The sequence below is a fragment of the Amycolatopsis sp. NPDC051071 genome (assembly GCF_040682875.1).
Taxonomy (GTDB): domain Bacteria; phylum Actinomycetota; class Actinomycetes; order Mycobacteriales; family Pseudonocardiaceae; genus Amycolatopsis.
Genome location: NZ_JBFBBY010000065.1, coordinates 1 through 23,361 on the forward strand (window position 1 = coordinate 1; position 23,361 = coordinate 23,361).

Below are 23,361 nucleotides of genomic sequence, written 5' to 3' on the forward strand. Positions count from 1 at the left end.
GCTCGCCGGGCTGAAGACGCCGTTCCGCCCGAACGGCCGGATCACCGCGACAAAATTTGTCCTATGGGGACCCCTCATGACACTTGGGGGGTTTGGTGAGGGGGCGTCAACCGCACACGTGGGCACGAATCGAGCATTCCGCAGGCGGCAAGTGTCCTTTGTGGATAGTAGAGGTGCGGCCCGGACCCGCGCAGCGAAGCCTCTGCCTTGAAGCTCGCGGAGCACACCTCACGACTCAAGGCAGAGACTGCGCCACGCCACCTTTGCCTTACCCCTCAATAGAACACGACTTGCCACTCACGACCCCTGGAGGCAGCGCGACACCCGTTGCCCCCAATGCGGCATTGGAGACGTTCAGCGTCCCCAATGCCGCATTGGGGGCATCAGGGGCATCGAGTGTTGCGGGGGGAGCGGGGGTGGGCACCGAGTGGGGCTTAGCGGTACGGGGAGGTACGGCCACCCAAGTCGGCAGCTCTGCTTGTAGGAGTACTGCGCGTTCGCGTCGGCTGCTCCGTGCCTGGGAACGAGGCGCCGCGCAGCAGTGCCTCGACCGAGCCGTAGCGCTTCACCAGGTTCTGCGCGTCGAGCAGGAGTTCGCTCACGATCGCTCCCTCTTCTCGGGTGCCGGTGGACGGCAGCGGATGACCGTGACGTCGCCCTCCATGCCCGCCTGACCGGCGTCGTACGGGACCACGTAGGTCTCGCCCTTGCTTAGTGCGTACTCGCCACCGTGTTCGGTGCGGAGCGTGCCCGATCCGTCCATCACGACCAGTACAGCGAACGACGGGTCGAGTGACAATGTTGTCGACTTCCCGGAAACTGTGGGACGCAGCTGATCGGCGCGGAAGAACGCGTCACTGCCGCCGGCGAGCAGGTCCACAGTGGACGAGCTGTCGCCCGCGGTGCGCTTGACGATCGAGCCGAGCCGCTCTTCGTCCCAACCCGAGGTGTCGAGCGTTTCGATGGCGGTTTCGAACCCGATCCCGAGGTGTGCCTTCTCCGGGTTCGCCAGGAAGTCGCGCCATTCCAGGGTCAGCGAGAAGTCGGTCGGCTGCTGGAGTTCGACGACGAACACGCCTTCGCCGATCGCGTGCGGCAGCCCGGCCGGGATGTAAACTGTGTCGCCGGGGGTGACCGCGACGCTGTTCAACGCGTCGAGCATGGCGGGTGCGTCCTGGGTGCGGGCCCATTCGTTGACCGTCGCTTTGTCGACAGTCTCCTGGAAACCCGGGTAGACACGCGGGTCATCGCCATAGGTGCCGACCACGATCCACGCCTCGGTCTTGCCGAAGTGTGAGTCGAAATGCCGTCGTGCGAACGAATCCGACGGGTGGAAGTGCACCGGCAGGCGCTGGCCCGCGTCGAGCAGCTTCACCAGCAGGCCGGTCGAATCACCCAGCGCCTCGACGTGCTTCGCGCCGAGCCAGGCGGAAGGGTTCTCGCGGACGGCGTCGCGCAGCCAGACCCCGTCGGGGAGTTTGGTCAGGCCGGTGGTCTCCTGGCCGAACATCGTGGTGGCCGAGCCGACCCAGTCCTCCGGGCCGAACTTGGACTCGGAGGAAGCGCCCCGCAGCGCGGCGATGGCGTCGCCGCCGCGGTAGAACTGCGGCGGCTGGTTCGCCGGCAGGCGGATCGGTTCGAGGTGACCGCTCATGAAGGCGCGACCTCCCCGGAACCACGGGCTACGAGATGCACGGGCAGAACTACCTTTCTCGGTGCGGATTGATCTCCCTGTACCCGGGCGAACAGCAGTTCCGCCGCCGCCCGGCCCAGCGCGCTCACGTCGTGCGCGATCACGGAGACCGGCGGATCCAGCAGATCCGCCAGTTCGAAGTCGTCGAAGCTGATCATCGCGGGCCGCCGCCGCGCGTGGGCCAGCGTGCGCAGCAGGTGCACGGCGACCCGGTTGTTGCCCGCGATCACGGCGGTGGCCGGGTTCGGCCCGGTGAGCAGCCGCCGCACGGCGTCACCGACGCTCTCCGCCGTCGGTGTCCGCATCACGACGAGGCTCTCGTCGTAAGGAATCCCGTTGCGGACACAGCCTTCCCGGAACCCACGCAGGCGCTCGCCCGCGGTGAAGATGTCCGGGCTGTCGGCGAGGAACGCGATCCGGCGGTGGCCGTGTTTCACGAGGTGGGCGACGGCTTCGACGGTGCCGCCGATGTTGTCGACCAGCACCGTGTCGGCCACGATGTCACCGGCGGGCCGGTCGAGGAACACCACCGGCGTACCGGCGCGCATTTCGGGCACCAGGTAGCCGTGCTGCATCCCGGCCGGGACGACGAGGATGCCGTCGACGCGGCGGGAACAGAACTCGAGGACCAGTTCGCGTTCGCGGTCGGAGTTCTCCTCGGACGACCCGGTCAGCACCTGGCGGCCGAACGACGTCGCGATCCGTTCGACGGCCCGGTTGAGCTCCGAATAAAAGGGGTTCCCGACGTCTTCGACGATCAGGCCGATCGTCCCGGTCGTCGAGCCGCGCCGCAGGTTCCGCGCGCCGAGATTGCGCCGGAACCCGAGCTGCTCGATCGCCGCCATGACGCGCTCGGCCGTGTCCGGATGGACGGCGGGCTCGTCGTTCACTACCCGCGAGACGGTTTTGATGCTCACGCCCGCGAGCCGGGCCACGTCGCTCATCGTGGCCCGCCTGCTGGTGGTGCGGTGGCCGTTGTCCGGTCCGCTGGAAGACAACGTTGTCATAGTGGCGGGAATTGAACGCGAGCGACGCGATGATGTCAATGCTTGATTCGCCGGAGAGCCACTTTCCGAGTTCGAACCGTTACGGCTGGGCGACCGCGATACTGGGGGTATGAGCGAGTTCTACCGACCGGTGCCCGCGGGACCGGTGCTGGGCGAGCCGTTCGCGTCTGCCCGGCCGGGTGACTGGCCCGGCACGGAGTCGAGGAAGTGGGACCCGCTGCTGCGGGCCTTCGTCGCCCCCGGTCAGGTGCGGATGATCATCGAGACCGTCGCGAGCGAGGGGACCGTCGGCCGGGTGCGGCTCCTGGTCGACGGCGATTGGCTGGTCACCGAGCTGAGTGCCGGTGAGGAGGTCTCCCGCGAGGTCGTCGAGCTGGTCATCGAGGACGAGCTGACCGAGATCGTCCTGGAAGGGCTGCGGCAGTCGGGAAGCGGCACGGTCCGGGTCGCCGCGTTCGTGCTGCCACTGCCTTGAGGCGCTGTCGTTAGGGGCTGCTTTGAGTCGCTGTCCTGAACCGGACAAGGTTTGCGGATCTCTTGACCAGGTGGTCGGTTCTTGTCGAAGGTGAGCAGGCGGCGACAACGTTGTCAGGAGTCGGCCTTCCCATGCCTGCACGTACTTCGACCCGCGTCGCCGGGTTGTTCACCGCGCTCGTTCTCCCCGCCGGGCTGCTCACGCCGTCGCGGCGGCGGCACCCGGTGGCGACCCCGTGGACGCGGTCAACACCTTCATCGGCACCAAGGGTGACGGCAATACCTTCCCCGGTGCCTCGGCGCCTTTCGGGATGACGCAGGTCGTCGGGGACCGGACGGTCGAAGGGATGGTCCAGTCGCAGGCGTTCTGTGGGGGAAGCCGTACAAGAGCGGTACCCCCGGCTCAACCCTGGCTTCCCCTGGCGCAAGAAACTGTCCTCAGTGGACACTAAGGGCGGCACGAAGGACGACCGCACGGTGTTCTCCACGTCGCTCTACCACGCGCTGCTGCGACCTGCGCGTGCGAAGGACATCGCGGAATCCGTGCTCGCCATTCGCGACCAGGGTGGTTACCAGAAGGACGGGTTTGTCCAGTACGACACCGAATTTCCGAAGAAGGGGCAGGACACCAACCCGAACCACGGTGCTTCGGCCACTTTGGAATACGCGCTCGCCGACTGCTCACTGTCCATCATGGCCCATGCTCTCGGTAAGAAGGCGGACGCGAAAGCCTTGTCCGACAAGGCACACACGTATCGGTCCCTGTGAAACCCGAGTGTGAGCGATCGCGGCTTCACCGGGTTCTACCGGCCCAAGGTCACCGATGGAGAGTGGCAGTACCAGTGGCTGACGCAGCAGGACGTCCCCGGTCTCGTCGATCGGATGGGTGGCAAGGAAAACGTCGGCAAGCGGCTCGACGACTTCTTCGCCGGGCACCGGGCAGTTCGTGCTGAACGCGCCGCGCTTCGAGAAGTCGGTGTGCACCTGGAGAACGGCCGTGACATCCCAATCAAGGCCGAGGGCGCGGACCCGTCGAAGCTCCAGTACGTCCAGGGACTGGGATCCGGCTCACAGCGGGCTTACGTCGGCCTGGAACAGCTGACGCGAGGGACCACTTTGGACTTCAAGCTTACGGACGACGTCGCCAAGGCGACGTGGGCGACCGGCCCCAAAGGCGCAGTGCGCAGGCTGATCCGAGTGGTTTAGACCGGTTCTGGCCGGGGGTCGTGAGGAGCATCACGGCCCCCGGTGTTCCGGTGAGGGCCGTCACGCCTCACACTGGTATTACCACGTCCGACAGCGCTGTTGACGTTCTTGGCGAGTCCGCCTTGGACAGTGCTCGTCGGACGTAGTCATGTGCACACACATAGTGGTGAGACCCCCACAGGAGGAGAAAGTGTCCAGCAAGGCCGCTCTAGTATTCCGCGTGGCCGCGGTAGCCGAAGCCCTCTCCTGGGCCGGGCTGCTGGTCGGGATGTTCCTCAAGTACGCCGTCAAGCTCGGCGAGGGCGGCGTCCCCGTCCTCGGCATGGTGCACGGTGTCGTGTTCGTCCTCTACGTGCTGGTCTCTCTGTCCGTGGCGAAGTCTCTCGGCTGGCGTCCCAAGACCCTGATCCTCGCGCTGCTCTCCAGCCTCCCGCCGCTGTTCACCTGGTGGTTCGAGTCCTGGGCGCTGCGCAACGGCAAGCTCGACGGCCCGCAGCGGCTGTCGCACGGCGGTGTCGGCCTGTTCGACCGGACCCCGGAACCCGCGGCCGTCTGATCTTCTTTTAAAGCGCGTGAAGGCCCCCTTCCCTCGGCTGGTCATCTAAACCCATGGCCGAGGGAAGGGGGCCTTCACGCGCTATTCGGTGAAGTCGCCGGTGGCCTTGCGGACCTTGGTGAGCAGGTCGGTCAGCTGCTCGGTCTGCTTCCCGGTGAGCCCGGTCAGCCCGAAGTCGATATCGGTGACCGCTTTGGTGGCCTCTTCGCGCCGTACGCGGCCTCCGTCGGTGATTTCGACCAGGGTGGTCCGGCGGTCGGTCGGATGCGGGACACGCTTGACCAGACCGTCCTTTTCGAGCCGGTCGACGATGTTGGTGACGCTCGTCGGGTGCAGCTGCAGTCGTTCACCCATCACACGCATCGGCAGGTGGGACGCGCGCGCGAAGGTCAGCAGGACCAGCGCCTCGTACCGGGCGAAGGTCAGCCCGTGCGGTTTGAGCGCGCCGTCCACCGCGGACTGGATGATCTGTTGCACGCGCATGATCCCGGTCACCGCGGCCATGGTTTCGGACGGCCCGATACGGGTCTCCCACAGCTGCGCCGCGCGGGCGATCGGATCGAACGGCAACGGACGGCTCATGGCGTTCGAAGTTACCAGCGGGTACCCGTGCCATGCCGCACGACCGGGTGTTATGCGTGGGAAAAGTGTCTGAACGAGGAGCAGAAGATGATCGTGGCCTTCAGTGTCAGCCCGTCCGCGGCCGAGGACGACGGCGGTGTCAGCGAGGCGGTCGCTCGCGCGGTGAAGGTGGTGCGCGAGTCCGGCCTGCCGAATTCGACCAACGCCATGTTCACCAACATCGAGGGTTCCTGGGACGAGGTGATGGACGTCGTCAAACGGGCCGTCGAAGCGGCGGGCGAGGGTTCGTCACGGGTCGGGCTGGTACTCAAGGCCGACATCCGGCCAGGTTACGAAGGCCAGCTGACCGCGAAGGTGGAGCGCGTCGAGAAGCATCTGAGCGAGTAGGTCAGGGGAGCGGCGGGGTGAACGACACCAGCCACAGCCTGTCCTTGACCGCGATCGCCACCGGATAGCCGAACGTGCTGCCGTCGCCCAGTTTCCCGCTGACGGTCGCCGAAGTCGGCGAGACGTCGTCCGGCGCGAACCTCACCGTGACGTCGTGCGCGCCCCGGCCCACCAGCGTGTCGACGTAGGACTTCGCGAAGTCGCCCGCCGCCGCGGGCGGGTAGTCGATGAGTTCGGAGAGGGCCTCGGCGTCGTGCCGGTTGAGCGCGGTGGCGAGGTCTTCCCTGAGCTGACCCGGGCTGCCGACGCCGGGATCGGGTTGATGGGCGATCAGCACCGTGATGACGCTCACCCAAACGACAGCGATGGCGATGGCGAGTGCCACCGTGGCCGTCCTGCGTGTCGGAATGTCGATCACCCCCTCGAAGGGGAGCCTGCCGGAACCGGTGCGTCCTGCCAAGCGGGCAGCCGGGGGCATGCGGTGAAACACTCGGGGATGCGTGCCAGGATGGAACCGTGACACACCCACGCGGATCAGCAGCGAAGACGGCGGCCCTGTCCGCCGCGCTTTCCGGCGCGGTCGACCTTTCCGCGCTCAAGGCGCGTGCCGAAGCGCCCCAGAAACAGCCCCCGGCGCCCCCGCGTCCCCCGGTCGACGGAGCCGAGCCCGGCCCCGCCCCGGCCGCGGGCGGTGCCGTGATCGAAGTCACCGAAGCGACCTTCCAGGCCGACGTCGTCGAACGATCCCTGCATCAGCTGGTGGTCGTCGACCTGTGGGCCGAATGGTGCGGACCGTGCAAGCAGCTCAGCCCGGTGCTGGAGCGCCTCGCCGCCGAATCCGGCGGTGCCTGGGTGCTCGCCAAGGTGGACGTCGACGCCAACCCGCGCATCGCGCAGCTCTTCGGCGCGCAGTCGATCCCGACGGTCATCGCCATCGGCGGCGGCCAGCCGGTCGACGCGTTCTCGGGCGCGCTGCCCGAACCCGAGATCCGCAAATGGCTCGGTTCGCTGCTGGACGCGCTGCGCGACAAGCTGCCAGGCATCGCGGCCGCCGAGGAGAACGGCGGCGGTGTCGAGGTGCCGGAGGACCCGCGGTTCACCGAGGCCGAGGAGGCCTTCGAACGCGGGGACTTCGCCGAGGCACAGGCCGCCTACGAGCGCATCCTCGACGTCGAACCGGCGAACGAGGAGGCGAAGACCGCGCTGGCGCAGGTCAAGTTCACCGCGCGTGCCGAGGCCGCCGGACCGGACGCGATCGCCAAGGCCGACGCCGACCCGGCCGACCTCGACGCCCAGCTCGCCGCGTCCGACCTCGAAGTCGCCGGGCAGGAGCCCGAAGCGGGCTTCGCGCGGCTGATCGCCGCTGTCCGGCGTACCGCGGGGGACGACCGCAACAAGGTGCGGGAGCACCTGGTGGCCCTTTTCGAACTGTTCGACCCGGCGGACGAGCGGGTCATGAAGGCGCGACGGGACCTGGCGAGCGCACTGTACTGAGGTTCGCGAGAGTGTCATAAGGGGTCCCCATAGGACGAAATTCGTCCCATGGGGACCCCTTATGACACTTCCGGGACGCGTGACCGGTTTCGCGACCCCCGGATGCCATGAACGGCCCGGTACTGGCAAAATTTGCCAGTACCGGGCCGTTCATGGCATTTCAGGGGAGCGAGATCAGCCGTACTGGGTCGAGCACACCGAGGAGCTCTCCAGGTAGCCCTTCCGCAGTGCCTCGATCCGCTCGAAACCGTTGTCCACGCGCTTGCCGTTGACGTCGGCCGAGACCAGGCTCTCCGGGCTCAGCAGGTCCGAGATCGCCTCGTCGAGGTCGCCGGCCGAGAGCCGCAGTGTCGCGCCGGGCACCGAGCTTGCCTTCGCCCACGCGCCGACCAGGCAGGCGGTGCGCAGACCCGCGTTCGCGTTGTCGATCGACGCGCCGACACCCTTCTGGATGCCCACGGCGTAGCGGGACGCGATTTCCGAGAACGCGGCGAAGTCGCCCTTGCCCTCGCTGTGCCCGCTCTTCCACTCCGCCTCTTGGTCGACCGGCTGGGCGAGTTCGCGCAGCTTGGCAAGGTCGATGCTGACGGTGTTGTTCGACGGGCAGTACGACGCGGGCGGGGTGCTGGGGCCGCCGGGGCAGCTGCCGTTGCCGTCCTCGGTGATTTCCGGGCCGGGGACGCCGGCGCCCTTGAAGGCCTCGTCGAGGCTCTTCTTCAGGATCCCGACGATCTCGGCGTCGAGCTTCGCGTCGCCCTTGCCCTTGTCACCCTTGTCGAACGGGCGCTCGGTGATGCGTGCCTTGATGTTCTCTTCGTTCATCGTCGCGCATTCCTTCGGGCCCTTTTCGAACCCGGCCTGGAACGCGTACGTGCGGTCGAACGCCGTGCCGTGCGCGCCCTGTTTGGTCGCGCTGGTGCCGGCCTGGTCGCGGATCAGGAACAGCGACGCCATGACCTGGCTCAGGCCCTCGGACGTGGAAACACGGTAGAACTTGCTCTTGCCCTCGGCGACCCAGCGGAAGTAGCCGCCCGCGAAGCAGTCGGCTTGCTGCTCCTTGACGATCGACGGGGTGCTCTTCTTGATACTGGCCTTTTCGCCAAGCCGGTACTGGACGGCGTGCCCGAGTTCGTGTGCGAGCACGACGGCGCTCGCCATTTTCCCGAACCGCTCGCGCAGCATCGGCAACAGCACACCGCGGTCCCACGCCACCGAATCGTCCGGCGGGCAGTAGAAGGCGTTGACGAGACCCTTGACGCTGCCGCATTCGGTGTCTTCGGTGTCGGTCCGCGCGCTGTAGGACAGCAGCGCCTTCAGCGGCTCGTACTGCTGCCCGAAGTCGCGCGGCATGACCTCGGTCCAGTAGGCCTGCGCGTCGGCGATCGCGGCGATGGCGAGCTGGTCGTCCTCGGAGCCGTCCTCGTTGCGGACCCGCAGGTCCGGCTTGGGCGCGTCCGGCTTCAGCCCGCTTTCGAAATGCGTGATCGGCAACCCGGCGACGTCGCCGGCACCCGGCTGGCCGCCGTCCTTGCCCTGCGTAGAGCTCCCCTTGTCGCCGCAAGCGCTCAGCCCGAGGGCCAGCGCCGCCACGATCACGATCAGAGCCGGGCGGCGAAAGCCCAACACTCCCCCTTGGATCATGTTCACTCGCTTGTCGTCTGGGCCCCGACCGGGCCGTGTACACCGGCAAGCACGGACCCTACCCAGCGCTTATGGCACGCGTGCAGGTAATCCCCGAAGTGGGTCTTGAGCGAGGTGAGGGCGTGGGCGATATGGTCGCTCCTCATGAGAGCAGTCCGCCGGTTCACCGTCCGCGCGAGCCTTCCGGAGTCGCTCTCCGGCCTCGGTGACCTCGCCACGAATCTGCGCTGGACCTGGCATCCGCCCACGCGCGACTTGTTCGCGTCGATGGACGCGGAGCTGTTCAACCGCGTTCGCGACCCGCTGCGGATGCTCACCGCCCTGCCACCGGCCCGGCTCGACGAGCTGGCCGTGGACGACGCCTTCCTCACCCGCGCGCGCGAGGCCGTCGCCGACCTGGACCGCTACCTCGCCGAGCCGCGCTGGTACCAGAAGCAGGGCGACGCCGATCTCCCTTCCGCCGTCGCGTACTTCTCGATGGAGTTCGGCGTCACCGAGGCGCTGCCGAACTACTCCGGCGGCCTCGGCGTGCTCGCCGGTGACCATCTCAAGGCGGCGTCGGATCTCGGCGTGCCGATGGTCGGTGTCGGTTTGCTGTATCGCGCCGGGTACTTCCGGCAGGCGCTTTCGCTCGACGGCTGGCAGGTCGAGCACTACCCGGTGATCGACCCCAACGCCTTCCCGCTCGAACTGCTGACCGACGGCGGCGAGCCGGTGCTCGTCGACGTCGCGATGCCCGCCGGGCGCACCCTCCACGCGCAGATCTGGAAGGCCCGTGTCGGCCGGATCCCGTTGCTGCTGCTGGACACCGACACCGACGTCAACGACGAAGACCTGCGCGCGGTCACCGACAGGCTCTATGGCGGCGACGCCGATCACCGCATCCGGCAGGAGATCCTGTCCGGCATCGGCGGCTTCCGCGCGGTGCGCCGCTACTGCGAGCTGACCGGACATCCGCAGCCGAAGGTGTTCCACACCAACGAAGGCCACGCCGGTTTCCTCGGGCTGGAACGTGCCCGCGAGATCATCGGAGCCGACGGGCTGGCGTTCGACGAGGCGTTGCCCGCCGTCCGCGCGGGCACCGTGTTCACCACGCACACCCCGGTCAGCGCCGGGATCGACCGGTTCCCCGTCGACCTCGTCCAGCGGTACTTCACCGACGGCAGGCTGGTCCCGAACGTCGATCCGCGCCGGGTGCTGGCGCTCGGCGCGGAGGACAACCCCGGTCTGTTCAACATGGCGCATATGGGCTTGCGGCTCGCGCAGCGCGCGAACGGCGTGTCGGCACTGCACGGCCGCGTGTCGCGCCGGATGTTCTCCCGGCTGTGGCCCGGTTTCGACTTCGACGAGGTGCCGGTCTCCTCGGTCACCAATGGTGTGCACGGGCCGACCTGGGTGGCACGTGAACTGAGCGCGCTGCTCGGGCGCAACCATGAGGAATGGGGTCTCGACGGCCATCAGGGCAAGCCGCTGCGCGACGGCGTCAGCGACGAGCAGCTGTGGGCGTTGCGGCGGGAACTGCGGGAGAAGCTGGTCGCCGAGGTGCGGCGCCGGGTGCGGGCCGCGTGGATGCAGCGTGGCGCGTCGGCGCTCGAACTCGGGTGGACCGACACGGTCTTCGACCCCGACGTGCTGACCGTCGGGTTCGCGCGCCGCGTGCCGACGTACAAACGGCTCACGCTGATGCTGCGCGACCCGGAGCGGCTGCGCGCGCTGCTGCTGGACGAGCGGCGCCCGATCCAGCTCGTCGTCGCCGGCAAGTCGCATCCGGCCGACGAGGGTGGTAAGCAGCTGATCCAGCAGATCGTCCGGTTCGTCGATGATCCCGAGGTGCGGCGGCGCATCGTCTTCCTGCCGGACTACGACATGTCCATGGCGCGCTACCTCTATCGCGGTTGCGACGTCTGGCTGAACACGCCGGTGCGGCGGCTCGAAGCGTGCGGGACGTCGGGGATGAAGTCGGCGCTCAACGGCGGGCTCAATCTGTCCATCCGGGACGGCTGGTGGGACGAATGCTACGACGGCAGCAACGGCTGGGCGATCCCCACCGCGGACGGCGTCACCGATCCGCTGCGCCGTGACGAACTGGAGGCCGCGGCGCTCTACGACCTGCTGGGCCACCAGATCGCGCCGCTGTTCTACGACCGCGACCCCGGCGGGGTGCCCGGCGGCTGGTTGTCGATGGTGTGGCACACGCTGGAGACGACGGGACCGCGCGTGCAGGCGTCGCGGATGGTGCGGGAGTACGTCGAGTCGGGCTACCTGCCCGCGTCGCGAATGGTCGCGGAGGCGACGGGCGACGCTTATCGCGGCGCGCTGTCCCTCGCCGATTATCGGACCAAACTCGACGTCGCGTGGCCGCGGGTGCGGATCTTCGACACCGAACTGCTCGTCGAGGACGCCGCGCCGATGGTCACCGGCACCGAGGTGACCATCCGGGCGCGGATCGACCTCGCCGGTCTCGACTCGTCCGAAGTGGACGTCCAGGCCGTGGTCGGGAAGGTCGGCGACGGGGACGAACTGAGCGAGCCCGTCACCGTCGCGATGTCCGGCGACGGGATCGGCGCGTTCGCGGCGCGGCTGAAGCTGCCGCATCCGGGCTCGATCGGCTACACGGTCCGCGTGCTGCCGAAGCACCGTCTGCTCGCCACACCGGCGGAACTCGCGCGGGTCGTGCTCGCCTGAGCTGACGAGGGTTCAGGGACACCCTTGAGCTCGCTCGCCTGACCTAACGCAAGAAGGGGCCCGGCCGGTGCGTCATCGAGACGTACTCGGCCAGCTTCGCGTGCTCCCAGCAGAGCTGGGCGAACCGCGCGAGTTCGGCTTCGCGCCGCCGGTGTGCCCGGGAAAGGACCAGGCCCGTCGTCCCGGCGCCGACCACCATCGCCAGCACGACGATCACGGCGAGTTCCATTCCGCACTCCTTGAATCGGGCCGCTCCGATCGCGGCCGGTACCGCGACGCTAAGCGCGGTGATCGTCTTAGCGCACGTCCGTCCCCGCCTTGGTCATGAAGTGGTCATGGGACGAGCGTACGGTTTATTTTGGTCAGCAGTTGGTCATTTCCACGTCGTTGTCAAGTCGGTGGCGAACAAAAGGCGACGCCGACCTTTGCTATCGTCCAAGAAATGACAAACTCGCAGGTGAAAACGGGTTTGCCAAGTTTGTCACCCGGCGCCGAATCTCGTCTTCCGTCAATTCGGGGGCGATTCGTGCCGCGTATTGCGGTCGAATAGGATCTTTGGCCTTGAGGTCGCCTTTCGGGGGGTCGCACAGGGGAGGAATAGTGACTTCGGCGAAGGAAACGAAAATGTCGCGCAAGGCGAAGGACCGGTTGCACCACATCCATGCCCGTGCCGGGATCCGGCAGGACGGGCTTGGCAGTGCACTCGGTCCCGAACTGCGCGCCATCTGGGACATCGCCGACGACGCCGAGACCGGCCGCGTGCGCGAGATCGTCCTCCTGCGGTTGAACCGTGTACTGACACAGTTCGCCGACCCGCTCCTGCCCGAAATCGTCTGGACCGCCTACAACCTCGGTGTCGATCCGGCGGAACCGGGCGGGGGAATGGTCGGCAGGCTCAAGGGCATGGTCGGCCACGGCAGGGTCCCGGTTTCGGAGCGGACCTGCACTCGCCGGTTCTACCGGTTCCTGGACAGCGTGAAGAAAAGCTTGGACGGCGAGCAGGAGGCCATCACCGACGAAGACCTCGGTGTGGCTTCGCGGTGGCTGACCGGGAACGCGCGGCCCGGTCCGGCGATTCCGGAACCCGCCGCCGCTCCCGACGAGCTGTCCGCCGCCATTCGCGGTCTGCGGGCGCCGGTGCCGCCGGTGCTGCGGATGTTCCTCGACGGCCGGGTCCTCGGCCCCGCGGACGGCGCCGGCGGCCCGCTCCTCGCCGGGCTCGGCCCCCGGGGTGACTGGTTCTGCGTCTTCACCGGTGAGCGGCTGCTGGCCGAATACCGTGCGGCCACCGGGGCGGGCTGGTCCCGGACCGGTCGCTGGTCCGGACGGGACGTCGTGCGCGTCGCCGCGGGCCGGATCAGACCGACGGGGGTGCTGGTCAACCCGAGTCCGGTGCGGGGATCGGGTATCGACGCCGCCCTGCCGCTCCCGCCGGAGGAGATCGCCCGGCTCGCGCTCGACCGCTGACCATCGCACAAGGACGACACTGGACATGCCCGATTTCGAAGCCGTTCCCGCGCGACTGAGCCGGGCGGGGCACCACTGCCGCGATCTCGTCGAGATCTTCACCAGGCAGCCCGCACTGGGGTTTAAGGCCACGGCGAGCGAAGCGGGGGATCCCGTGCTCGCGAAGGCGCTGGAGAGTTTTCAGCAGGCCTCGGCGCACAGCATCGCCGTACTCGCCGAAGACACGCGCCGGCTCGGTGACCGGCTGGACGAGGCCGCCCGGCGCTACCGGTCGATCGAGGACGAAGCACTCGGCAACGTCGAGACGATCGAGGCAACCGAAGGTCAGGTCCGTCCGGCGGCGGTCGTCCTCGACACCAATGTCATCCAGGCCGTTCTCGGCTGACCGGACAGGACGAATGATGGAGCCGGAGCAGCCGGACGGCGCGAGCGCGCCCTGGACGGCGGGAACGATCAGCGTGCTCAGAAGCGAGGCGGAGCGCGTGCGCGCGCTTTCTCGTTCGCTGGAGGACTTCGCCGTCGACCTGCGTCAAATCGATCCCGGCGCGTGGTCCGGCCGGGCGCACGACGCGTTCGCCGAGCGGCGCACCGGACTGGCAGGCCGGTGCCGGCAGGTCGCGGAGACACACGCGAGCGCGGCACGGGCACTGGACGACTATGTCGCCGTCCTGGAGCAGCTGACCAGAAGCGCGCAGTATTCGACGGACTCCCTGCTCCTGCGGAGGCTCGCCGGTCAACGAGCCGAAGCGGCGGCACGGGCGGCCGCCGCGCTGACCGGCGCGAGCGGCGAGCTGACCACGTTGCGTGTGCTGCTCGGCGACCTCGACCAGCCCCGTGCCCGGCAGCTCGTGCCGCGCCAGCCGTCGAAGCTGCCGCAGCCGGTCGACGCTCCGGCGGAGCCCGGCTTGGCCCCGAGCCTTCTCCTGACCAACAGGGTCGAGTTCGACAAGGGACTCCAGCACCTCAGCGACGCGATGTGGCTCTTCTGGTCCCGCAACTAGAGGACTACTCGCGTCAGGGAACGGCCGGGGTGCCGCCTTCCCGCACCGGCAGGCCCGCCGAGCGCCACGCCCGGAACCCGCCTTCGAGGTCGGTCGCGCCGGTCAGGCCGAGCCGACGCAGGTCGGCGGCGGCCAGGCTCGACGAGTACCCCTCGTTGCACACCACGATCACCGTCGACTCCGGTTTCACCTCCGGCAGTCGCCACTCGCTGTCCGGCGCGAGCCGCCATTCGAGGTGGATCCGCTCGACGACCACCGAGCCGGGGATCTCCCCCTCTTCGAGCCGGTTGACGTGCGGGCGGATGTCGACGATCAGGGCGCCGTCGCGTTGCAGCCGTTGTGCCTGCTCGGGCTCCGCCCGGTCCAGTCCGGACCGAGCGGCCGCCAGCAGGTCGTCGATCGCACTCATGCCTGCTCCTCGTAGTGGGTCGCTTCGCGTCGCATGAGCGGGCACGCTGTGTTGATCGGCTCGCTCATGCGCCCAGTATCGGGGCCAGCGAAGGAATCTCGGCGGGAACGTCGGCGAGGGTGGTGTATTCCCGCGTCGAAACCAGTGGCGGCGAGTAGGCGTGGACGCTGGCGGCGGGTGCGGTGCCGATCCCGGTCACCTGATGCGCGCGACCGGCGCCGAAGCCGATGCCCTCGCCGGCGACATGCGTGCGGCGCCGGATCGGGCCGCCGGGGTAGCGGTACTCCTCGCCGAGTTCGCCCTGCAGCACGGTGAACGAGCCGGACGCGCCGCCGTGGTCGTGCGGTTTGGTCTGCTGGCCGGGCAGCCAGGACAGCAGCCACAGCTCGACACCGTCGGTCAGCGCGAGCCGTGCCCACCAGCGCCGGTCCTCGTCGAACCGCAGCAGGCCACGCAGGCCCGCGGTCAGTTCGGTGGTGACGGTGGTGGTCAGATCGGCCAGCTCCCGGGGCGTCCAGAGCAGGCGCTCGGGATGCAGCAGTTCCGGCAGCAGCGGATCGATCAGCTGCGGGTGGATCTCGATGTCCTGGCGCGGAGAAACGGACGTGGTCACCTTGAGGCTCCTCGTGAAGGGTTTCGCGGGCTCGGAAGCAGGGGCCGAACGCGGCGCGACACGGGGCCACGGCACAAGAGGTGTGCCGCTGAACGGGCGAGCTTTAACAGGCGGAGCTCAGCCGTGTCGCGCGGTGGTACACCCGGACGAGGCGACGAGGAGCAGGTCGATTGTCCGACGGCGCCAGAAAGAGCCCCCGATGACGGGGAAGGCGGTGGACACGGACCTGATCATGCCTTCGATCGTGCCACAGGCCGGGTGGGCGTGGTTACTCCGGAGAGCTCTGTCCCACTCCCTGGACCAGCCGCTTTCCGCCGACCGGCGGCCGGGTGTTCACGCGCGCGCCCGTGCGGACACAATGGGCGCGTGAGCGAGCCGATCCAGCCCAGCGAACTTGACGACCTCGTGGTGAGGATGACCGGTGTCGGGGTCCGCCGAACAGGCAACGACCTCCTCGCCGACCTCGACTGGACCGTGGAACTGGACGAACGCTGGGTGGTGCTCGGCCCGAACGGCGCGGGCAAGACCACCCTGCTCCGGCTGGCCGCGGCCGAACTCCACCCGACCTCGGGAACGGTCGACCTCCTCGGCGACCGCATCGGCAAGGTCAACATCTTCGAGCTGCGCCCGCGGATCGGGTTCACCTCGGCCGCGATCGCCCAGCGGGTGCCCGGCGAAGAGCGTGTCCTCGACGTCGTGGTGAGCGCCGGGTACGCCGTCGTCGGCCGCTGGCGTGAGGAATACGACAGCCTCGACACCGACCGCGCCCGTGACCTGCTGGCCGCGCTGGGCATCCCGCAGCTGGCGGACCGCACCTTCGGCACGCTGTCCGAGGGCGAGCGCAAGCGCACCCTGATCGCGCGGTCGCTGATGACCGACCCGGAGATGCTGCTGCTCGACGAGCCCGCCGCCGGGCTCGACCTCGGAGGCCGCGAGGACCTGGTCGCACGCCTTTCGGAGCTGGCCCTCGATCCGGAGGCCCCGGCTATGGTGCTCGTCACCCACCACGTGGAAGAAATCCCGCCGGGCTTCACCCACGCGTTGCTGCTGCGCGACGGCCGCGCGGTCGCGTCCGGCCTCGTCGACGACGTCGTGACCAGCGATAACCTGTCCAAGACGTTCGACCAGGACCTCCTGCTCGAACGGTCCGGTGATCGGTTCTTCGCCCGTCGCCGTTGAGGGGTCGTACTGACCGGTAGCCTGCACTCTGTCGTGGACGGTTAAGGAGGACGGCGTGGGAGAGTTCGTAAGCCTCGAGGTCGAAGGCGGGGTCGGCACGATCCGGCTGGACCGCCCGCCGGTCAACGCGCTGAACAACCAGGTGCAGGCCGAGCTGGCCGAAGCGGCTCGTGAGGCGTCCGAGCGCGACGACGTGCGCGCGGTGATCCTCTACGGCGGCGAGAAGACCTTCGCGGGCGGCGCGGACATCAAGGAGATGGCCGAGCGCACGTACCCCGAGATCGCGAAGTTCGGCGCGGCGCTGACGGCGTCGCTGGACACCATCGCGAACATCCCGAAGCCCGTCGTCGCCGCCATCACCGGCTATGCGCTGGGCGGCGGCCTCGAACTCGCGCTGACCGCCGACCGCCGCATCGCCGGTGACAACGTCAAGGTCGGCCAGCCGGAGATCCAGCTCGGTGTCATCCCCGGTGCCGGTGGCACGCAGCGCCTCGCGCGGCTCATCGGCCCGAGCAAGACCAAGGACCTCGTGTTCACCGGCCGCTTCGTGAAGGCCGAAGAGGCCCTGTCCCTGGGCATCCTCGACGAGGTCGTCGCACCGGACGACGTCTATGCCGCCGCGCACAAGTGGGCAGCCCAGTTCGGAAGAGGCCCGGCCGTGGCACTGCGCGCCGCGAAGGCCGCGATCGACGGCGGCCTCGACACCGACCTCGCGAACGGACTTAAGCTCGAATCCCACCTCTTCGCCGCCCTGTGGGCGACCGAGGACCAGCGCAACGGCATGAAATCGTTCATCGAGAACGGCCCCGGCAAGGCCACCTTCGAGGGGAAGTAGCGAAGTGACCCAGGTGAACGATCCGGCGCCGAACCCGCACGCCACCGCCGAAGAGGTCAAGGCCGCGTTCGCGGACCCCAAACTCGCGAACGTGCTCTACCACGACTGGGAAGCCGGGACCTACGACGAGAAGTGGTCCATCTCCTACGACGAGCGCTGCATCACCTACGCGACGGACGTGTTCAACGCCGTCGCCGGTGATGACGACGGCCAGCCGTACCCGACCGCGATGGAACTGGGCAGTGGCACCGGTTTCTTCCTGCTGAACCTGATGCAGGGCGGCGTGATCAAGAAGGGCTCGGTCACCGACCTCTCGCCGGGAATGGTCCAGGTCGCGCTGCGCAACGCCGAGAACCTCGGCCTCGACGTCGACGGCCGGGTCGCCGACGCGGAGCGGATCCCCTACGAGGACAACAGTTTCGACCTCGTCGTCGGGCACGCGGTGCTGCACCACATCCCGGACGTCCGCGCGGCGTTCGCCGAGGTGCTGCGGGTGCTGAAGCCGGGCGGCCGGTTCGTGTTCGCCGGTGAGCCGACCAAGGTCGGCGATTTCTACGCCCGCAAGCTCGGCCAGTTCACCTGGTACCTCACCACGAACCTGACCAAGCTGCCGGTGCTCAACGGCTGGCGTCGTCCGCAGGAGGAACTCGACGAGTCCTCGCGTGCGGCCGCGCTGGAGGCCGTGGTCGACATCCACACGTTCGACCCGTCGGATCTCGAATCGATGGCGAAGGGCGCCGGGGCGCAGGACGTCCGCGCGGTCACCGAGGAGTTCGCCGCCGCCCTCGCGGGCTGGCCGATCCGGACCTTCGAAGCCGCTGTGCCGCAGGAGAAACTGACCTTGCGCTGGCGTCTGTTCGCGTACCGGCTGTGGCTGCGGCTGTCCTCTTTGGACAAGAAGCTGCTCGCCAAGGTGCTGCCGCGTGAGTTGTTCTACAACGTGATGATCACCGGTACCAAGCGATCTTAGGTTGCCGTACCAGTTCACTCTCGACGACGTCGCCTTCCTGCGCTCCAGCGCGGGGAGTGCGGCGATCGCCGGCTGCTCGTCCCTGCCGCTGACCGACAAGACCCGCATCGCCGACGTCGCCGCCGTGCGCCGGATCGCCCCGGATCACGCGGCCGCGGTACTGGAAACGGTGGTACTGCGGCGGAAGTCGTCGTCCAAACTGGACTCGGCGGGTTCGTGGCTGTTCACCGGTGACGCCCTTCAGCAGGCCAGCGCCACCTTGGTCGCCCGGCACCGGGCCTCGCGCCTGGCGGGCCGCGACGTCCACGACGTGACGTGTTCCGTCGGTGCGGACCTGATCGAGATCGCCCGGGTCGCCGCTCGGGCGCTGGGTTCGGATCTGGACGAGGTACGGCTGGCGATGGCGCGGCACAACTCCTTGGAAGCCGGGGTTTCGCCGGGGTTGCTGAAGGCGGACGCGCTGCGGCCGGTCAGCCGGTCTTCGGTCGTCGTCGCGGATCCCGCGCGCCGTGACTCGGCCGGGCGCCGGGCGTGGAAACCCGCCGATTTCCTCCCTCCGCTGGACGGACTTGTCGAGGCGTACGCGGGTCGCGAACTTTCGGTCAAATGCGCGCCTGGCCTCGATTTTTCCATCGCACCCTGGGCGGACGAGGTCGAGCTCGTTTCACTCGACGGTCAGGTCCGCGAGGCGTGCCTGTGGCGCGGCGTGGGATCCACCGTGTCGCGGCGCGCGACGGTGTTGCGTTCGGACGGTGCACAGTGGACGCTCACCGACGCCGAATCCGACGAAATCCCCTCGCGTGAGCCGGGTGAATGGATCGTCGACCCCGACGGCGCCGTCGTCCGGGCGGGACTCGTGCGGCATTACGCCGCGCGGCACGGCCTGTGGCAGCTGGACGAGCGGATCGCCTACCTCACGGGAGACGTCCCGCCGCCGGGAATCCGGGCGTTCCGGGTGTTCGAGTACGGACCGTACAGTGAGAAGAATCTTCGCGTACTGCTGAAAAAACACGATGTCGGGCGGCTGGAGATCCTCGTCCGCGGTCTCGACATAGACCCGGATGCCCTGCGGCGCAAGCTAAAACCTCGCGGCGGCGAAGAAGCTACTTTGGTACTCACCAGAATCGGCCGTTCTGGAGTAGCGTTCCTGTGCCGCGCACAGCTGACGTGAGGAGTATTTCGTGAGCCGATTCACCGGTCTGCTGAAACTGGCCGCCGCCGCGGCCGCCGGAGCCGTTCTCGCCGGTGGCGCGTCCGCCGTCGCGAACACCGACGACGCCTCCTGGCGCCGAGGCCACGAACCGGCCAACATCGGCCAGGTCAAACTGGACGTCAAGGCCTACTACGGCGACGTCGTCGGCAGCGACGGCAAGCACCGGTATTCGGACGGCAGCCGGTTCGTTTCCGACACGAAGCGGCAGGTCGAGGACGCCAGACGCTACCTGGACCGGCGGATCGGCCGCGGTGTCGAGAATCCCGCGATCGTGCTCGACGTCGACGACACCTCCGAGGTCACCTACGGCTGGGAGGCCGACAACGACTTCGGCTTCGACCCGGTGAAGCAGCAGGAAGCAATCGACAAGGGCACCTTCGTCGCGAACAAGCCGGTGCTGGAACTGGCGAACTGGGCGGCGCAGCGCGGCGTCAAGGTCTACTTTCTGACCGGGCGCAACGAGTTCCAGGGGCCGCGGTCGCTCAAGAACCTCGCGAACGAGGGCTTCCCGGCGCCGTCGGGGGCGTTCTTCAAGCCGAAGACCACCGCGCCGGACTATCTGCCGTGCGGCCTGACCTGCACCACCGTGCAGTACAAGGCGGGCACGCGGAAGCACATCGCGTCGACCGGCGCGACCATCCTCGCCAACTTCGGCGATCAGTTCAGCGACCTCGAAGGCGGTTACGCGGAGTTCCCGGTGAAGCTGCCGAACCCGATGTACTACCTCCCCTGACGGAATATCCGGGACGGCGGCGTTGCTGTCACTGAGTAGCGGAAACCCCCGAGGGAGCTGATCCATGCCTGAGAAGAAGGTGCTGAAGCCCAGCGCGGACCACCCGATCACGGTGACGCCGAACAAGGCGCGGGTGGTCGTCACGGTCGGCGGGAAGGTCGTGGCGGACAGCGCGAACGCGCTCACGCTGCAGGAGTCGAACTACCCACCGGCGCAGTACATCCCGCGTGCCGACGTCGACTTCGGCGTGCTGGAGCGGACGGAACATTCGACGTACTGCCCGTTCAAGGGCGATGCGTCCTACTACAGCATCCGTACCGGTGACGTCGTCGCCGAGAACGCCGTCTGGACCTACGAGGCGCCGCACGACGCGGTCGCCGAGATCAAGGACCACGTCGCTTTCTATCCGGTGAAGGTCGACGCGATCGAAGAGCGCTGACCGGCCCTGTGTGCATGTCATGAACGGCCCGTTACTGGCAAAATTCGCCAGTAACGGGCCGTTCATGACGTTCGGGACGGGCTCGGCGGGGTGGTGGCCCCCTTCCGGGCGGTCACGGAACGTGGTTGATCCGGTCGGCGTCGGCGGCGAGCGAGGTGTCGGGCTCGATTCGCCAGGCCTCCAGGCCGGGTGTTTTGAGCAGCGCGTCTATCAGGACTTCCTCGCCCGCGACGAGTGTCGAGTCGAAGCCGACCTCGGTGGCCACGCACCACGTGCGGTCGTCCGGCCAGCACAGGTTGGGGGACTGCGCCTCGAACCAGCTCGGCCGCGGCCGCCAGCCGAGTTCGGTCGCCGAGGTCAGTGCCCCGGAGAACAGCAGGTAGTCGCGGCCGGGATGCCGCAGTCGCGGTGCGTCGAGGTGCTCGCGCGACAGCGTCGTGCCCACCCAGCCGTAACCCTCCCAGAGGCCGAACCAGATGTCCGAAGTGGACGTATGGTCGCCGAGGACGGCCAGCAGGGCGGTGAGCGTATGCGTCGGCAGGGTGCCCCGATCCGGTGGTGAACCCCGCCAGAGTGATCCGGTGAGGTTCACCGGATCCGGGGAGCCCACGAGCGCGTGCCACTGCATGGCGCCGTGCGGTCGCCGTCCCGTTTCGGCCGCGGCCTCGCTCCAGCTCGCCCAGCCGCCGCGGTCGCGTTCGGCGGGGTGGCAGATCCGGGCGTAGGCGGGGTAGCCCCGCGGGACCGCGCGGGAGGCCGCGCCGAAAGCCCCGCCGAGCCTGGAGGAGATCCACTCGGCGGGGGACGGATCGAGTACCGGCCGCATCACGGTGGGCAGTCTTCAGCAAGATCAAGTCACGCGCATCTTGTCGGTGGGCGGGGGCATACTGCGGGGCGTGGGTGTTCCGCTGCGTCGTCGTTCCGGTCGTTCGGTGTATCGCGAAAGCAGGCCTGCTCCCGGCGTCGACGCCGTGGTCGAAAGCTCCTGGACGGGGCGGGCGGGCCGCGGTCGCTCGCTGCGGGTGTTCCCGGACGGCTGTGTGGATCTCGTCTGGGACGGCCGGGGGCTCGCCGTGGTCACGACGGTGGGCGGTGTGCTGCGCCATGAGCTGTCTTCGTCGGAGTGGACGGTGGGGCTCCGGCTGCGCTGCGGCGTCGGCGGTGCGGTGCTGGGGCTGCCGATGACGGAACTGGCGGCGGGCGCGACACCGTTGCGTGAACTGTGGGGCGCGAGTGCGCGCCACGCGGAATCCGGGCTGGCCGAAGCCTCGGCACCGGCCGAGGCACGTCAGGTGCTGGAGTCGCTGGTCGCCGAGCGGCTGCGGCGGGGGGGCGAACTGGACGGGCTGTCGGTCGCGGCCGTCCGCGGGCTGCGTTCGCCGGGGGCGGGCACCGCGCGGGTGGCGGCGGACCTCGGCGTGAGCGAGCGCGGCCTCCGGCGGCACGTGCGGCACGAAGTCGGCGTCGGCCCCAAGGAGCTGCAGCGGATCCTGCGGTTCAACGGCTTCCTGAAGCGGATCGGGGACGTGGCACGAGAGCGATCGTCACTCGCCGACGTCGCCGCCGAGTCGGGCTACGCGGATCAGTCCCATCTGGGGCGGGAGAGCCGTCGCCTGGCGGGGGCCTCGCCCGGCGCGCTCGTGCGCTCTTGGGCGCGGCGTCCTGGCCGAAACGTTCCAGACTGAGGCGGCCGGTCGGCGTGAGAATCGGCGTGTGCTTGAACCCTTTCGTGTCACCATCGACATCCGGACCGACGATCTCGACGTCAACGGGCACGTACGCGGACCCGCCTACCTCGCGTACGCCGATCACGCACGCTGGGAATGCGTATGGGCGGCCGGCGTGGATCCGATGGCGCTCAAGGCCGGGAATCTCGGCCCCGTCAACCTCGAAACGACGATCCGTTTCCGCCGCGAGCTCCGCGCCCGCGCGCGAATCGACGTCCTGACGCGGTTCTCCTGGGAGCCGGGCAAGGTGTCGCGGGTCGTCCAGGAATTCTTGGCGCCGGACGGTGCCGTGGTGGCGGAAGTGGAAAGCCTTTCCGGGCTGCTGGATCTCGACCGGCGGCGGCTGGTCACGGACCCCGCGCGATACTGGCGGAAATACGCGGCGCGGCCGGAAATTCTTGGCCTGGCAAGGGATTCTTGAGGGTTGGTGTGCGGGATCTCGGCTCGCTGGACGCGTTGATGAAGGATCCGGGACGTTGATGCTGGACCGGTGGCTGTGCGGATTTCGGCGCGTTATCGAGGGGTAAGGCAAAGGTGGCGTGACGGACAGAGCGGTGCCTGGGGTGGCGCGGCACCGCACTCGCGTGCTTGGAGGCGCAACTCGCGTGCTTGAAGGCGGAACTCGCGTGCTTGAAAGCGGAACTCGCGTGCTTGAAAGCGGAACTCGCGTGCTCAGACCCCGCACACCTGAGTTCGGTGTCCAGTACGTGAGATACGTCTTCAAGCACGCGAGTTACGTGCTCAAGCACGTGAGTTACGTCTTCAAGCACGCGAGTTACGTGCTCAAGCACGCGAATCACGCCTTCGCTCTGGCCGCCGCTCTCGCGAACGAGCCAGTCACAACGAGCCCGGGCACCACGCCACCTTTGCCTTACCCCTCAATAGATGATCCAGAATCCAAACAGTCCCGTACGACAGTCCCTGCCACCTTCGTGCGGTCATCGGCCTATGGGCTGAAATGCAGGGGGTTGTGGCGGCAGAGCCGGAAGGCGGCAGAGCCGGAAGGCGGCAGAGCCGGAAGGCGGCAGAGCCGGAAGGCGGGTGCGCGGC

The 23,361-nt window shown here is 68.4% G+C and carries 26 protein-coding genes and 2 pseudogenes; 18 read left to right on the top strand and 10 right to left on the bottom strand.

Annotated features, from left to right (window positions below):
- Positions 1–521: 521 nt before the first annotated feature.
- The 3 genes and pseudogenes from AB0M65_RS21450 to AB0M65_RS21460 form a co-directional block, all read right to left on the bottom strand.
- Positions 522–602 (bottom strand): annotated as a pseudogene (locus AB0M65_RS21450) (sugar ABC transporter ATP-binding protein); the annotation flags it as partial.
- Entirely contained in the window at positions 599–1,654 is a 1,056-nt protein-coding gene (locus tag AB0M65_RS21455; protein ID WP_364029986.1) for a mannose-6-phosphate isomerase, read from the bottom strand. The pseudogene AB0M65_RS21450 and the gene AB0M65_RS21455, both read right to left, overlap by 4 nt.
- A complete protein-coding gene (locus AB0M65_RS21460; protein ID WP_364030115.1) occupies positions 1,651–2,637 on the bottom strand; it encodes a LacI family DNA-binding transcriptional regulator in 987 nt (328 codons plus the stop codon). The genes AB0M65_RS21455 and AB0M65_RS21460 overlap by 4 nt, the downstream gene beginning before the upstream one ends.
- A gap of 172 nt (positions 2,638–2,809) precedes the next feature.
- Between AB0M65_RS21460 and AB0M65_RS21465 the strand changes: the two genes are divergently transcribed.
- From AB0M65_RS21465 to AB0M65_RS21480, 4 genes and pseudogenes are all read left to right on the top strand, one after another.
- The gene (locus AB0M65_RS21465) at positions 2,810–3,175 is read left to right on the top strand and encodes a hypothetical protein (RefSeq protein WP_364029989.1); all 366 of its coding nucleotides are present in this window, start codon (positions 2,810–2,812) and stop codon (positions 3,173–3,175) included.
- A gap of 235 nt (positions 3,176–3,410) precedes the next feature.
- The gene (locus AB0M65_RS21470) at positions 3,411–3,626 is read left to right on the top strand and encodes a hypothetical protein (protein WP_364029992.1); all 216 of its coding nucleotides are present in this window, start codon (positions 3,411–3,413) and stop codon (positions 3,624–3,626) included.
- A gap of 25 nt (positions 3,627–3,651) precedes the next feature.
- Positions 3,652–4,380 (top strand): annotated as a pseudogene (locus tag AB0M65_RS21475) (glycoside hydrolase domain-containing protein).
- Between the two features lie 190 nt (positions 4,381–4,570).
- Complete coding sequence (locus AB0M65_RS21480; protein ID WP_364029995.1) at positions 4,571–4,936, top strand: DUF3817 domain-containing protein; 366 nt, start codon at positions 4,571–4,573, stop codon at positions 4,934–4,936.
- Between the two features lie 81 nt (positions 4,937–5,017).
- Here AB0M65_RS21480 and AB0M65_RS21485 read toward each other — a convergent pair whose 3' ends face one another.
- On the bottom strand, positions 5,018–5,518 hold the full coding sequence (locus tag AB0M65_RS21485) for a MarR family transcriptional regulator (RefSeq protein WP_364029998.1): 501 nt from the start codon (positions 5,516–5,518) through the stop codon (positions 5,018–5,020).
- An 87-nt stretch (positions 5,519–5,605) separates the two neighbouring features.
- Between AB0M65_RS21485 and AB0M65_RS21490 the strand changes: the two genes are divergently transcribed.
- Entirely contained in the window at positions 5,606–5,905 is a 300-nt protein-coding gene (locus tag AB0M65_RS21490; protein ID WP_364030001.1) for a thiamine-binding protein, read from the top strand.
- 1 nt (position 5,906) lies between these two features.
- On the opposite strand, the gene AB0M65_RS21495 is transcribed toward AB0M65_RS21490, so the two are convergent.
- On the bottom strand, positions 5,907–6,323 hold the full coding sequence (locus tag AB0M65_RS21495; protein WP_364030118.1) for a hypothetical protein: 417 nt from the start codon (positions 6,321–6,323) through the stop codon (positions 5,907–5,909).
- Between the two features lie 98 nt (positions 6,324–6,421).
- Between AB0M65_RS21495 and AB0M65_RS21500 the strand changes: the two genes are divergently transcribed.
- Positions 6,422–7,399 (top strand): tetratricopeptide repeat protein, encoded by a 978-nt coding sequence (locus AB0M65_RS21500; protein WP_364030004.1) that lies wholly within the window; start codon positions 6,422–6,424, stop codon positions 7,397–7,399.
- A gap of 174 nt (positions 7,400–7,573) precedes the next feature.
- Here AB0M65_RS21500 and AB0M65_RS21505 read toward each other — a convergent pair whose 3' ends face one another.
- Positions 7,574–9,040 (bottom strand): neutral zinc metallopeptidase, encoded by a 1,467-nt coding sequence (locus AB0M65_RS21505; protein WP_364030007.1) that lies wholly within the window; start codon positions 9,038–9,040, stop codon positions 7,574–7,576.
- Positions 9,041–9,184: 144 nt separating this feature from the next.
- Between AB0M65_RS21505 and glgP the strand changes: the two genes are divergently transcribed.
- Positions 9,185–11,725: an alpha-glucan family phosphorylase gene (gene glgP, locus AB0M65_RS21510; RefSeq protein WP_364030010.1), complete on the top strand. Its 2,541-nt coding sequence runs from the start codon at positions 9,185–9,187 to the stop codon at positions 11,723–11,725.
- A 43-nt stretch (positions 11,726–11,768) separates the two neighbouring features.
- Here the strand turns inward: glgP and AB0M65_RS21515 are convergent, their stop codons facing one another.
- A complete protein-coding gene (locus AB0M65_RS21515; protein ID WP_364030013.1) occupies positions 11,769–11,954 on the bottom strand; it encodes a hypothetical protein in 186 nt (61 codons plus the stop codon).
- 395 nt (positions 11,955–12,349) lie between these two features.
- On the opposite strand from AB0M65_RS21515, the gene AB0M65_RS21520 reads away from it, so the two are divergent.
- The 3 genes from AB0M65_RS21520 to AB0M65_RS21530 are packed head-to-tail and all read left to right on the top strand — an operon-like array spanning position 12,350 to position 14,193.
- A complete protein-coding gene (locus AB0M65_RS21520) occupies positions 12,350–13,192 on the top strand; it encodes a hypothetical protein (protein WP_364030016.1) in 843 nt (280 codons plus the stop codon).
- A gap of 25 nt (positions 13,193–13,217) precedes the next feature.
- Entirely contained in the window at positions 13,218–13,577 is a 360-nt protein-coding gene (locus AB0M65_RS21525; RefSeq protein WP_364030019.1) for a hypothetical protein, read from the top strand.
- Positions 13,578–13,590: 13 nt separating this feature from the next.
- Positions 13,591–14,193, top strand: a complete 603-nt coding sequence (locus AB0M65_RS21530; RefSeq protein ID WP_364030022.1) for a putative T7SS-secreted protein — start codon at positions 13,591–13,593, stop codon at positions 14,191–14,193.
- Positions 14,194–14,206: 13 nt separating this feature from the next.
- Here AB0M65_RS21530 and AB0M65_RS21535 read toward each other — a convergent pair whose 3' ends face one another.
- On the bottom strand, positions 14,207–14,602 hold the full coding sequence (locus AB0M65_RS21535) for a rhodanese-like domain-containing protein (protein ID WP_364030025.1): 396 nt from the start codon (positions 14,600–14,602) through the stop codon (positions 14,207–14,209).
- Positions 14,603–14,666: 64 nt separating this feature from the next.
- A complete protein-coding gene (locus AB0M65_RS21540) occupies positions 14,667–15,215 on the bottom strand; it encodes a cysteine dioxygenase family protein (RefSeq protein ID WP_364030028.1) in 549 nt (182 codons plus the stop codon).
- 366 nt (positions 15,216–15,581) lie between these two features.
- On the opposite strand from AB0M65_RS21540, the gene AB0M65_RS21545 reads away from it, so the two are divergent.
- The 6 genes from AB0M65_RS21545 (at position 15,582) to AB0M65_RS21570 (ending at position 20,584) form a co-directional block, all read left to right on the top strand.
- A complete protein-coding gene (locus AB0M65_RS21545; RefSeq protein WP_364030031.1) occupies positions 15,582–16,394 on the top strand; it encodes an ABC transporter ATP-binding protein in 813 nt (270 codons plus the stop codon).
- A 55-nt stretch (positions 16,395–16,449) separates the two neighbouring features.
- A complete protein-coding gene (locus AB0M65_RS21550; RefSeq protein ID WP_364030034.1) occupies positions 16,450–17,229 on the top strand; it encodes an enoyl-CoA hydratase-related protein in 780 nt (259 codons plus the stop codon).
- A 4-nt stretch (positions 17,230–17,233) separates the two neighbouring features.
- Positions 17,234–18,199, top strand: coding sequence for a class I SAM-dependent methyltransferase (locus AB0M65_RS21555; RefSeq protein ID WP_364030037.1), 966 nt, complete (start codon positions 17,234–17,236; stop codon positions 18,197–18,199).
- A gap of 1 nt (position 18,200) precedes the next feature.
- Complete coding sequence (locus tag AB0M65_RS21560) at positions 18,201–19,370, top strand: class I SAM-dependent methyltransferase (RefSeq protein WP_364030040.1); 1,170 nt, start codon at positions 18,201–18,203, stop codon at positions 19,368–19,370.
- 10 nt (positions 19,371–19,380) lie between these two features.
- On the top strand, positions 19,381–20,145 hold the full coding sequence (locus AB0M65_RS21565; RefSeq protein ID WP_364030043.1) for an HAD family acid phosphatase: 765 nt from the start codon (positions 19,381–19,383) through the stop codon (positions 20,143–20,145).
- Positions 20,146–20,209: 64 nt separating this feature from the next.
- Entirely contained in the window at positions 20,210–20,584 is a 375-nt protein-coding gene (locus tag AB0M65_RS21570) for a DUF427 domain-containing protein (protein ID WP_364030046.1), read from the top strand.
- A gap of 112 nt (positions 20,585–20,696) precedes the next feature.
- Here the strand turns inward: AB0M65_RS21570 and AB0M65_RS21575 are convergent, their stop codons facing one another.
- Positions 20,697–21,410: a hypothetical protein gene (locus tag AB0M65_RS21575; protein WP_364030121.1), complete on the bottom strand. Its 714-nt coding sequence runs from the start codon at positions 21,408–21,410 to the stop codon at positions 20,697–20,699.
- 70 nt (positions 21,411–21,480) lie between these two features.
- On the opposite strand from AB0M65_RS21575, the gene AB0M65_RS21580 reads away from it, so the two are divergent.
- Together AB0M65_RS21580 and AB0M65_RS21585 are read left to right on the top strand one after the other, a co-directional pair.
- Complete coding sequence (locus AB0M65_RS21580; protein ID WP_364030049.1) at positions 21,481–22,269, top strand: helix-turn-helix domain-containing protein; 789 nt, start codon at positions 21,481–21,483, stop codon at positions 22,267–22,269.
- A gap of 28 nt (positions 22,270–22,297) precedes the next feature.
- Complete coding sequence (locus tag AB0M65_RS21585; RefSeq protein WP_364030052.1) at positions 22,298–22,732, top strand: acyl-CoA thioesterase; 435 nt, start codon at positions 22,298–22,300, stop codon at positions 22,730–22,732.
- The last annotated feature ends 629 nt before the right edge of the window (positions 22,733–23,361 follow it).

Coding starts and splice junctions, on each gene's coding strand:
- AB0M65_RS21455 (WP_364029986.1), bottom strand. CDS start 1,654: ATGAGCGGTCACCTCGAACCGATCCGCCTGCCGGCGAACCAGCCGCCG.
- AB0M65_RS21460 (WP_364030115.1), bottom strand. CDS start 2,637: ATGAGCGACGTGGCCCGGCTCGCGGGCGTGAGCATCAAAACCGTCTCG.
- AB0M65_RS21465 (WP_364029989.1), top strand. CDS start 2,810: ATGAGCGAGTTCTACCGACCGGTGCCCGCGGGACCGGTGCTGGGCGAG.
- AB0M65_RS21485 (WP_364029998.1), bottom strand. CDS start 5,518: ATGAGCCGTCCGTTGCCGTTCGATCCGATCGCCCGCGCGGCGCAGCTG.
- AB0M65_RS21490 (WP_364030001.1), top strand. CDS start 5,606: ATGATCGTGGCCTTCAGTGTCAGCCCGTCCGCGGCCGAGGACGACGGC.
- AB0M65_RS21505 (WP_364030007.1), bottom strand. CDS start 9,040: ATGATCCAAGGGGGAGTGTTGGGCTTTCGCCGCCCGGCTCTGATCGTG.
- glgP (WP_364030010.1), top strand. CDS start 9,185: ATGAGAGCAGTCCGCCGGTTCACCGTCCGCGCGAGCCTTCCGGAGTCG.
- AB0M65_RS21515 (WP_364030013.1), bottom strand. CDS start 11,954: ATGGAACTCGCCGTGATCGTCGTGCTGGCGATGGTGGTCGGCGCCGGG.
- AB0M65_RS21520 (WP_364030016.1), top strand. CDS start 12,350: ATGTCGCGCAAGGCGAAGGACCGGTTGCACCACATCCATGCCCGTGCC.
- AB0M65_RS21525 (WP_364030019.1), top strand. CDS start 13,218: ATGCCCGATTTCGAAGCCGTTCCCGCGCGACTGAGCCGGGCGGGGCAC.
- AB0M65_RS21530 (WP_364030022.1), top strand. CDS start 13,591: ATGATGGAGCCGGAGCAGCCGGACGGCGCGAGCGCGCCCTGGACGGCG.
- AB0M65_RS21535 (WP_364030025.1), bottom strand. CDS start 14,602: ATGAGTGCGATCGACGACCTGCTGGCGGCCGCTCGGTCCGGACTGGAC.
- AB0M65_RS21570 (WP_364030046.1), top strand. CDS start 20,210: ATGCCTGAGAAGAAGGTGCTGAAGCCCAGCGCGGACCACCCGATCACG.
- AB0M65_RS21575 (WP_364030121.1), bottom strand. CDS start 21,410: ATGCGGCCGGTACTCGATCCGTCCCCCGCCGAGTGGATCTCCTCCAGG.